The organism is Pseudoclavibacter sp. AY1H1, assembly GCF_002931055.1.
Lineage (GTDB): Bacteria > Actinomycetota > Actinomycetes > Actinomycetales > Microbacteriaceae > Pseudoclavibacter.
In genome coordinates, this window is sequence record NZ_PSXX01000022.1 from 1 (window position 1) to 8,727 (window position 8,727).

Annotated in this window: 8 protein-coding genes; 4 read left to right on the forward strand and 4 right to left on the reverse strand. The window is 66.2% G+C overall.

Annotated features, from left to right (window positions below; genetic code table 11):
- Nucleotides 1–152: 152 nt before the first annotated feature.
- The 4 genes from C5E05_RS19630 to C5E05_RS19645 form a co-directional block, all read right to left on the reverse strand.
- Entirely contained in the window at nt 153–941 is a 789-nt protein-coding gene (locus tag C5E05_RS19630; protein WP_104342906.1) for a potassium channel family protein, read from the reverse strand.
- 77 nt (nt 942–1,018) lie between these two features.
- Nucleotides 1,019–1,525: a hypothetical protein gene (locus C5E05_RS19635; protein WP_181059767.1), complete on the reverse strand. Its 507-nt coding sequence runs from the start codon at nt 1,523–1,525 to the stop codon at nt 1,019–1,021.
- Between the two features lie 158 nt (nt 1,526–1,683).
- Nucleotides 1,684–1,956, reverse strand: coding sequence for a GlsB/YeaQ/YmgE family stress response membrane protein (locus tag C5E05_RS19640; RefSeq protein ID WP_104244975.1), 273 nt, complete (start codon nt 1,954–1,956; stop codon nt 1,684–1,686).
- Between the two features lie 285 nt (nt 1,957–2,241).
- Nucleotides 2,242–2,925 (reverse strand): fasciclin domain-containing protein, encoded by a 684-nt coding sequence (locus C5E05_RS19645; protein WP_104244973.1) that lies wholly within the window; start codon nt 2,923–2,925, stop codon nt 2,242–2,244.
- Between the two features lie 489 nt (nt 2,926–3,414).
- Between C5E05_RS19645 and C5E05_RS19650 the strand changes: the two genes are divergently transcribed.
- The 4 genes from C5E05_RS19650 to C5E05_RS19665 all read left to right on the forward strand — a co-directional run bounded on the left by C5E05_RS19650 (nt 3,415) and on the right by C5E05_RS19665 (nt 8,692).
- Entirely contained in the window at nt 3,415–5,211 is a 1,797-nt protein-coding gene (locus C5E05_RS19650; RefSeq protein WP_104244971.1) for a cytochrome c biogenesis protein DipZ, read from the forward strand.
- 94 nt (nt 5,212–5,305) lie between these two features.
- The gene (gene sigK, locus C5E05_RS19655) at nt 5,306–5,863 is read left to right on the forward strand and encodes an ECF RNA polymerase sigma factor SigK (protein ID WP_236558643.1); all 558 of its coding nucleotides are present in this window, start codon (nt 5,306–5,308) and stop codon (nt 5,861–5,863) included.
- Nucleotides 5,860–6,852, forward strand: coding sequence for an anti-sigma factor (locus C5E05_RS19660; protein WP_104342908.1), 993 nt, complete (start codon nt 5,860–5,862; stop codon nt 6,850–6,852). Before sigK ends, C5E05_RS19660 begins: the two co-directional genes overlap by 4 nt.
- A 130-nt stretch (nt 6,853–6,982) precedes the next feature.
- Entirely contained in the window at nt 6,983–8,692 is a 1,710-nt protein-coding gene (locus C5E05_RS19665; protein ID WP_104342909.1) for an SDR family oxidoreductase, read from the forward strand.
- Nucleotides 8,693–8,727: the final 35 nt, after the last annotated feature.

The following is an 8,727-nucleotide window of genomic DNA, read 5'->3' on the forward strand; positions in this document are numbered from 1 at the left end:
ACCCTGTGGGAGAGTAGGTCACCGCCGGACTTCTTCATAAGCCGGGGTTGGTTGTTGAGTGAGCAGAGATGCTCCTCGATGACCAACCCCGGCTTTTTTGTTGCCCAAAATCGTCCAGGCGCCTGGACGGGCGGGGAGCGCGTAGCGGTTGGTCAGCGCGCAGCCTGTTCATGGTGGGAGCCGCCGGCCTCGACGCCGGGCGCCTTCGTCGTGAGCTTCGCCGCGATGGTCTGCGCGTCTTCGCGGATCGCCGACATGATGGTCGCGCTCACGAACCCGACGATGAGCACGCCGGAAACCATGAGCGAGACGGCCAGGGCGCGGCCGGCGAGCGTCACGGGCGTGAAGTCGCCGTAGCCGACCGTCGTGATCGTCGTGAACCCCCACCACAGCGCATCTCCCATGCTCACGATCGACGCGCCGGGCGTCTTGTGCTCGACGAGGTACACGCCGAGTGACGCCGTGTACACGTACAGGAGCGACGCGATCGACACCGCGAGGACATTGCGGGTTCGCTTCGCCCGAGGGCCACCGCGGCGAAAGAACGGCAGGCGCCAGAGGTACGTGACGATGAGGAACGGCCGCAACACGACGACGAACAGCGACAGCAGGTCGAACCAGCGCGAACGCACGAAGGTGAGCTTCACCGGGCTGATCACGAGGCGGATCAGGAACTCGACGATGAAGAGGGCCCAGCTGACCGAGACGACGCTCGTGAGCTGGCTCTGCGCGTCCGCGCTCAGCTGCACGTCGATGAGCAGGAGCGATGACGCCGCGAAGAACACGACCGCGACCACGAACATCGGCAGCGACGTGGAGTGCTCCCAACGTGCCAGCGCCCGCCAGCGGGCCTCGGCACGTGCCGAGGCTCGCCGCTCAGCAGCCGCTTGGTCGTCGTGACTCGGCCGCTGGTCGTTGCTGCTGCCCGTGCTGGAGGTCATGCCTCGAGCGAACCACAGGAGGGGCCGCGCCGCGAGCAGGAAGCTCGAGCGGCGGGAAGCGGAAGCCCGGTCCCTGCTTAGTGCTGCGGGTCCTGGTCCCGGTCGTCGTCTCCGAGGATCAGCACTGCGGCGAGTCGCACGAGCGTCGCCTCGTCCTGCGGGTGGGCGTCCGAGCCGGCGAGCAACGAATCGCAATACGCGGTGAGGAATGCGGCCGCCGAGTGCTGCAGTGGTGTCCTGCTGTCAGCTCGGGACGTCGACAGTCTGCCTGCGTCCGTGCCCGCGGGCATGAGCTGCTCACGGGGAATCGTGAAGCAGTGGAGTATCGAGTCGGCCTGCAGTCGGTGGGTGTGCGGTGCTGAGTTCAACACGAAGGTCGCATCGAGCGGGTCGAGTGTCGTCGAGCGCGTCCCCTGGCTGCTCGCGACGGAGCCCGTGCGTGAGATGAGCAGGACGACCTCATCCGTGAGCTCGCCCGCTGGGCCCTCGAGGCGCACCGCGTGAGCGCCGGGGTGGATCACGCGGACGCGGACACGTCCGGCTTGATGCGATCGTTGCGAACGATCGCCAGCGGGGTAGTTCACGGGCACCTCCTGAGCTCCCAGCTGGTCACGGGTTCTTTGTCCAGACCCCCCTCTGGCGCGGGGATGGGAGGGGTGTTGGCTCCTTGTACCGTCTCGGAGACGACAGCGGACCCCGGCAAAGATGCCGGGGCCCGAAGCCTTGGTCGTGCGAGCGCGTATTACGCCTTGTTCCTGCTGCTGCGGCTCGTGATGAATCCCCAGATGAGGAGAACGATGAGCGAGCCACCGATGGCCAGGAGCCAGCTGCTGAGCGAGAAGAACGCGTCAACGCCCTCACCGAAGAGCATGCCGCCGATCCAGCCGCCGAGCAGTGCGCCGACGACGCCGAGGATGAGGGTAGCGATCCAGCCGCCAGCCTGCTTGCCGGGCAGGATGAGCTTCGCGATGGCCCCGGCGATGAGTCCGAGAAGAAGGAATGCGAGGAATCCCATGAGAGCTCCAGAGTTCGATGTTGACTGTAGTCGCCGGTGTCGGACGATGGCTTCCCCTGTGGCGCTTGTGGCACTCAGTTGGCACTGCCGCGTCTTTAACCGGACAACCCATTGTGGCCCCCGGATATCCATATAACGAAATCCTGTGCGGGAATCCACGGAAATCCGTGCCCTCGCTGTGATATTCGCGCAACACTGAAAGTGCTGGACCGAAAAGCAATCAGATAAAGGCCCCGGATGCAAGATCCGGGGCCATATCTGTTTGTCGTGCTAGATGCGTTTGTCTTACATCATCGACGGCGGCATGAGCACCGAGTCGATCAGGTAGACGGTTGCGTTGGCGGTCTGGACTCCACCGCAGATGACCTTGGCGTCGCCGACCATGAGGTTGTCGCCTTCACCGGTGACGGTGACGTTCTCGCCCTGGACGGTCTTGTGGTCGCCAGCGATCTCGTCAGGCAGGATCTGTCCCTCAACCACGTGGTAGGTGAGGATCCCCGAGAGGAGGTCAGCGTCGGTCTTGAGCGTGTCGATCGTTCCTGCATCGATCTTGCCGAAGGCCTCATCGACCGGTGCGAAGACCGTGAACTCTCCGCCGTTCAGCGTCGAGACGAGGTCAACGTCGGGGTTGAGCTGGCCGGAGACAGCCGCCGTGAGCTGCGTGAGCAGCGGGTTGTTGGAAGCCGCAACTGCGACCGGGTCCTGGGACATGCCCTGGACAGAGCCTGCTCCGTCCGGAACCTGAGCTGCGTAGTCGGCGCAGCCGGATCCGACGAGGTTGGCTGCTGGGTCCATCGTCTCCATGGTGGTTTCCATAGGCGTCTCCATTGCAGTCTCCATGGGGGAGGCTTCCGTGGAGGCGTCGGTCTCAGCCATGGGGGCCGAGTTCGAGCAGGCTGCCAGGCCGAAGGTCGAGATGGCCGCCAGCGAGAGGAGGGCGAGTGAGCCCTTCCTGGTGATAGTGCGCATAACTTCACTCCTCATTTCTCGGCCGGGGGGCCGGAGCCGCATCCGTTGCGGTTCACAAAGGCATTCGGAGGCCCTCCTGTAGCGGATTGGAAAAGTTCGGAATAAAACTTCGGTGGCCCCCACATGCCCGTCATTCCGGGGATCTCGGGCCCAAACGTGATGCGCGGTTTCAGCTGGCAGCGCTCATGGCGGCCGTGGAGCTGCCCGGCTGTGGGGCGTGCGGGGCGCAGAGTGCGGCACTGATCCGGAGAGCTGAGCGCGGCGTGGACACCTTATATAGGCGTGTGTCTCCCACTGCTCGCCGAACGTCTGGCCGGGAAGGAGCGTCAGCCGGTTGCTTCCTCGGAGTGCTCTCGCGCCGTCGTCCGGTGGACAGCGCGGATCGAGCGCATCGAATACGCGGAAACGACAAACCGATAGGCACACGGCTCCGAATGCAGTGCACAGGCATGAACGTCCGCCTGACAACCATGCTTCAGGGAGCGCAACATGATCTCGCTAGGACTCATAGGCTTCCTCGGAGGCCTCATCACGGGAATCTCCCCGTGCATCCTTCCCGTGTTACCCGTCATCTTCTTCTCGGGCGGCGTGCAGGGTGCACGCAGCGACGAGGAGATGCAGGCCGAGGCCCAGGATCCCGGGGCCGAAGGGCCTGACGAGGGCGCGCTCAAGACGAGAGTCAAGAGCGAGCGCACGACGAAGCGGCGCGCATCCGCCCGGCCGTACCTCGTCATCCTGGGCCTCGTTACGAGCTTCAGCGTCTTCACGCTGCTCGGCTCGCTGCTCCTGAGCCTCCTCGGGCTCCCCCAGGACGTGCTGCGCTGGGCAGGCATCATCGTGCTTGTCCTCATCGGCGTCGGCCTCATCGTGCCGAAGTTCGAGCACCTCCTCGAGAAGCCGTTCTCCTGGATCCCGCAGAAGCAGGTCAATACCGACCGCGGCGGCTTCCTCCTCGGCATCGCGCTCGGCGCCGTCTACGTGCCGTGCGCCGGCCCCGTGCTCGCAGCCATCACGGTTGCCGGCTCGACTGGTCAGATCGGAATCGAGACCGTCATCCTCACGGTGACCTTCGGCATCGGCGCCGCGATCCCGCTCCTCATCTTCGCCCTCGCCGGACGTCGCGTCGGCGAGCGAGTCAAGTCGTTCCGCAAGCACCAGCGCGGCATCCGCATCACTGCAGGTGTCGTCATGATCGCCCTCGCGATCGGACTCGTCTTCAACCTCCCGCAGATCCTCCAGCGCCTCGTGCCGGACTACACCGCCGGCCTCCAGGAGCAGTTCAACTCCAACGAGCAGGTCGAGGAGGCACTCGCCTTCGGTGGCCTGGTCAACGACCAGAACGAGCAGCTCACCAACTGCACGCCCGGCGACCCGGAGCTCGGCGACTGCGGTCCTGCCCCAGAGATCCTCGACATCCAGGAGTGGATGAACACCCCTGACGGCGAAGCGGTGCAGCTCGCTGCGGAGGCCTCTGAGGGCAAGGTCGTCCTCATCGACTTCTGGGCCTACTCCTGCATCAACTGCATCCGCTCCATCCCCCACGTCACCGCATGGGACCAGGCGTACAAGGACGCCGGCCTCCAGGTGATCGGCATCCACTCTCCTGAGTACGCCTTCGAGAAGGAAGCCTCGAACGTCGCCAACGCGATCGACGAGTTCGGCATCGAGTACCCCGTCGCCCTCGACAACAACCTGGGCACCTGGACCAACTACCGCAACAGGTACTGGCCAGCCCACTACCTGATCGACGCAACGGGAACCGTCCGCGCCATCCACTTCGGTGAAGGCGGCTACGCCGAGACCGAGGCCCAGATCCGCGACCTCCTCAAGGAAGCGAACCCGGACGTGCAGCTCCCCGGCGAAACCGACACCTCGGACACCACGCCGGAACTCGGAAGCACGACACCAGAGACCTACCTGATGCCGACGAAGGTCGTCAACTACGCAGGTGAAGGCGAGTACGGCCAGGGCGACCGCAGCTTCACGTTCCCCGCGCAGCAGCAGCAGGACACCTTCTCGCTCGACGGTGACTTCAACCTCGACTCGCAGGGCATCCGAAGCGACGACGGAGGAAAGATCAAGCTCTCCTACACCGCCTCGACCATCCGCATGGTGCTCGGCGGCTCCGGAACAGTGACCGTCGACGATGGCACCGGCCCTCGAGAGATCCAAGTCGAGGGCAACCCAGGCTCATACCTCCTCTTCGAAGGGGACCAGAGCAAGCAGGGAGAACTGACCGTGACGCTGGGGGGTGGCGTGGATGCTTACTCATTCACCTTCGGTTGAGACCAGGCCGAACGTCCCAGCAACGCACTTCCCAGGAACCCAACACGAAGTCAACGAACTTCGCGAAACGTTCGCGAGATGGCAAGCTGAACTTGTGAGCGAAGCCATCGGAGAGATAGAGGACCTTCTCGTGCGCACCGCTACAGGAAGCAAGGAAGCCTTCTCGACCCTCTACGACCTCATGGCACCACGTGTCCTCGGACTCATCAGGCGAGTGCTTGTCGACCAGGCGCAGTCCGAAGAGGTCGCCCAAGAGGTGCTGCTCGAGATCTGGCAGACCGCCGCATCGTATTCGCCGAGCAAGGGCAAGGCGACCACATGGATGCTGACTGTCGCGCACCGCAGAGCCATCGACCGGGTGCGTGCATCCCAGGCATCGAAGGACCGTGACCTGAAGATCGGGGCACGGGACTTCGAAGGGGAACGCGACGACGTCGCCGAGTCCGCTGAGATCAGCATCGAGCACAAGAGGGCCCAGAAGGCACTCAGCGCGCTCAGCGATCAGCAGCGGGAGGCGGTCACCCTGGCCTACTACGGGGGTCTCACCCAGAGTGAGATCGCGGAACGGCTCGAGGTGCCTCTCGGCACGGTGAAGACAAGGATCAGAGACGGAATGAATCGGTTGCGTCGCGAGTTGGGGGTGGTGTCATGAGTTACGAACAGGAACGTGAGGAGCTCGAGCAGCTGCTTGCTGCAGAGGCGCTCTCCGCCAACGACTTCGACGATGCCGCAGACCGCGCACTGTTGAACAAGCTGCTGGAAGACGGCGAGCTCTCGGAGGAGTTCGAGAGCTACCAGGAGGCCGCAGCGCAGCTCGCGCTCGCAGTCTCCCCGGTGCGTCCTCCTGCATCCATGAAGGGGTCGCTGTTCGCGAAGCTCGACAGCTTCCCGCAGCAGAACCCGGTCGGCGGAGAGAAGGAGTCCGCGGCCCCCGCGGGAGCCTCCGACGCCGGCACGCCGTCGGCACCTGCCGACGCTGCTCCGCGGGACGCCGAAGGGGAGGGGCGGCCCAGGCTGTCTCTCGCACCGGAGCCCGAGACCGACGCCGACGAGCGTGACGCTGACGACGAACTACGCTCTGTCGCCGTCGGCGGTGGAGCCTCGAGCACCTCGACCGGAGACGACGACTTCGGGCCTGTGGAGACACGAGCCCGCGGCCGCTGGTTCCGCAGCAGCGCCCAAGCCATGTTCGCCGCGACTGCCGCGGTTGTCCTCGCCGTCGGCCTGTTCCTCGGCGGAGGCCTCGCCTTCGGCGGGTTCGGGCAGGACTCGCAGGAGCCGTCCGTTGCCGACGGCGACGTGGCGCTCATCCTCGCCGCCCCCGACGTCGACAGTGCTCGCACCGAGGCGACCGGCGGCGGAACCGTCACGGTCTACTGGTCGCAGGAGCTCGGCAAGTCGGCGGTCGTCGCGGACGGCATGGCCCAGTTGCCCGAAGAGAACGACTACGAGCTCTGGTACATCGACGGGGAAGGTCCCGCACCCGCCGGGGTCCTGACCATGGCCGACGGCGCACCCGCAGTGAAGGTGCTCGACGGAACATTCGCGCCAGGCATGGCCGTCGGCCTCACGGTCGAGTCGAAGGGCGGATCCGCGACGGGCCTGCCGACGACCGACCCGGTCGCGGTCGTGCAGAGCTAGAGCGCACCACCGAGAAGAACGACGAAGATCGACCTCAGAGCCCCCGAGCGGCATGTCCCTCGGGGGCTCTGTCGTGCCGCTTTGTCAACCCATCATCTTGCGATCAGACAGGGGCAATAGCCTCGCGAGCATGGCATCACCAGGCACGCCCCCAAACGCCCAAGCCAGCGAGTCCGCGAAGCACAGCACGACGTCTTCGTCCGGCAGCGACTTCACGACCGGACACGCTCCGGCCAACAGCAGCACGCCCGCGACGCCAGCCCCGACGGGCAACGAGCCGGCGCTCAAGGCCGTTCCTCGAGCGGACGGCTCGGCGCCGAGAGTGCTCGTCTTCGGATCGACCGGCTACCTGGGAGGCCGCCTCGTGCCGAGGCTCGTCACCGCCGGCTACCGGGTGCGGGTGCTGGCCCGCAACGCCGGCCGCGTCGCCGCGTACGACTGGGGAGACCACGTCGACGTGGTCGTGGGCGACGCGGACGACCCGAAGGCCGTCGGCGAGGCCATGCAGGACATCGACGTCGTCTACTACCTCGTCCACGCCATGGGGTCCGGGTCCGACTTCGAACGCACCGACCTGCAGCTCGCCGAGAACGTGGCGGAGCAAGCCGCGAAGGCCGGCGTCTCCCGCATCGTCTATCTGGGAGGCCTGCACCCTGACGACGCGAAGCTCTCGAAGCACCTCCGCTCCCGCAAGGAGGTCGGCGAGGTCTTCCTGAAGTCGCCCGTCCCGACCATCGTCCTGCAGGCCGGCATCGTCATCGGCTCCGGCTCCGCATCCTTCGAGATGGTTCGGCACCTCACCGAGGTGCTGCCCTACATGCCTGCCCCGCAGTGGGTGCGCAACCACATCCAGCCCATCGCCGTCCGCGATGTCCTCCACTACCTGCTTGGTGCCGCCCGCATCGAAGGGGACGAGAACCGGCCGCTCGACATCGGCGGCCCCGACGTGCTCAGGTACGGGCAGATGATGAACGGGTACGCCGTGAAGGCCGGCCTGCGTCAACGGGCCATCGCTTCGCTGCCCGTCTTCACGCCAGGCCTCGCGTCTCGCTGGGTGAACCTCGTGACCCCGATTCCGAAGTCCATCGCCCGGCCCCTCGTCGAGTCGCTGCAGAACGAGTGCGTCGTCAAGAACCGCGACGTGGATGCGCTCATCCCGCCGCCCGAGGGCGGCCTCACGACCTACCTGCGGGCCGTCGAGCTGGCCCTCGGCCGGGAGAAGCAGCGAGCCACGGAGACGAGCTGGCGGGACGCGAACGTCCACAGCGCGCCAAGCGACCCGCTGCCCGCCGACCCGGACTGGGCGGGGCAGACGGTCTTCACCGATGAGCAGTCGAAGGAGAGCACGGTCTCACCCGAGGAGCTGTTCCGCGTCATCGAGGGCATCGGCGGTGACAACGGCTGGTACTCGTCGAAGCTGCTCTGGGGGGCTCGCGGCGTCATGGACAAGCTCGTCGGCGGGGTCGGGCTGCGTCGTGGTCGCACCAACCCGGACCGTCTCGCAGTCGGTGACGCACTCGACTTCTGGCGCGTCGAGACCATCGAACGCGGCGGCGAGCACGGCTCGCTCCTGAGGCTGCGGGCCGAGATGCGCGTCCCCGGGCTCGCGTGGCTCGAGATGCGGGCCATGCCGGTCGGCGACGGAGACAGCGAGTCGGATGCGCGCGGCGACGAGCTGAAGGACGGGGAGCGCATCCGCTCCCGCTACGAGCAGCGCGCCGTCTACTTCCCGCAGGGTCTCCTCGGCCGCCTGTACTGGGCAGCCGTGTTCCCCTTCCACGGGTTCATCTTCGCGACCCTGCCGTCGGCACCGTGCGGGACGCCCTTCTCGCCGCGATGAACCCGTGGCAGGGGAACACCGCTGCCCGGTACCGC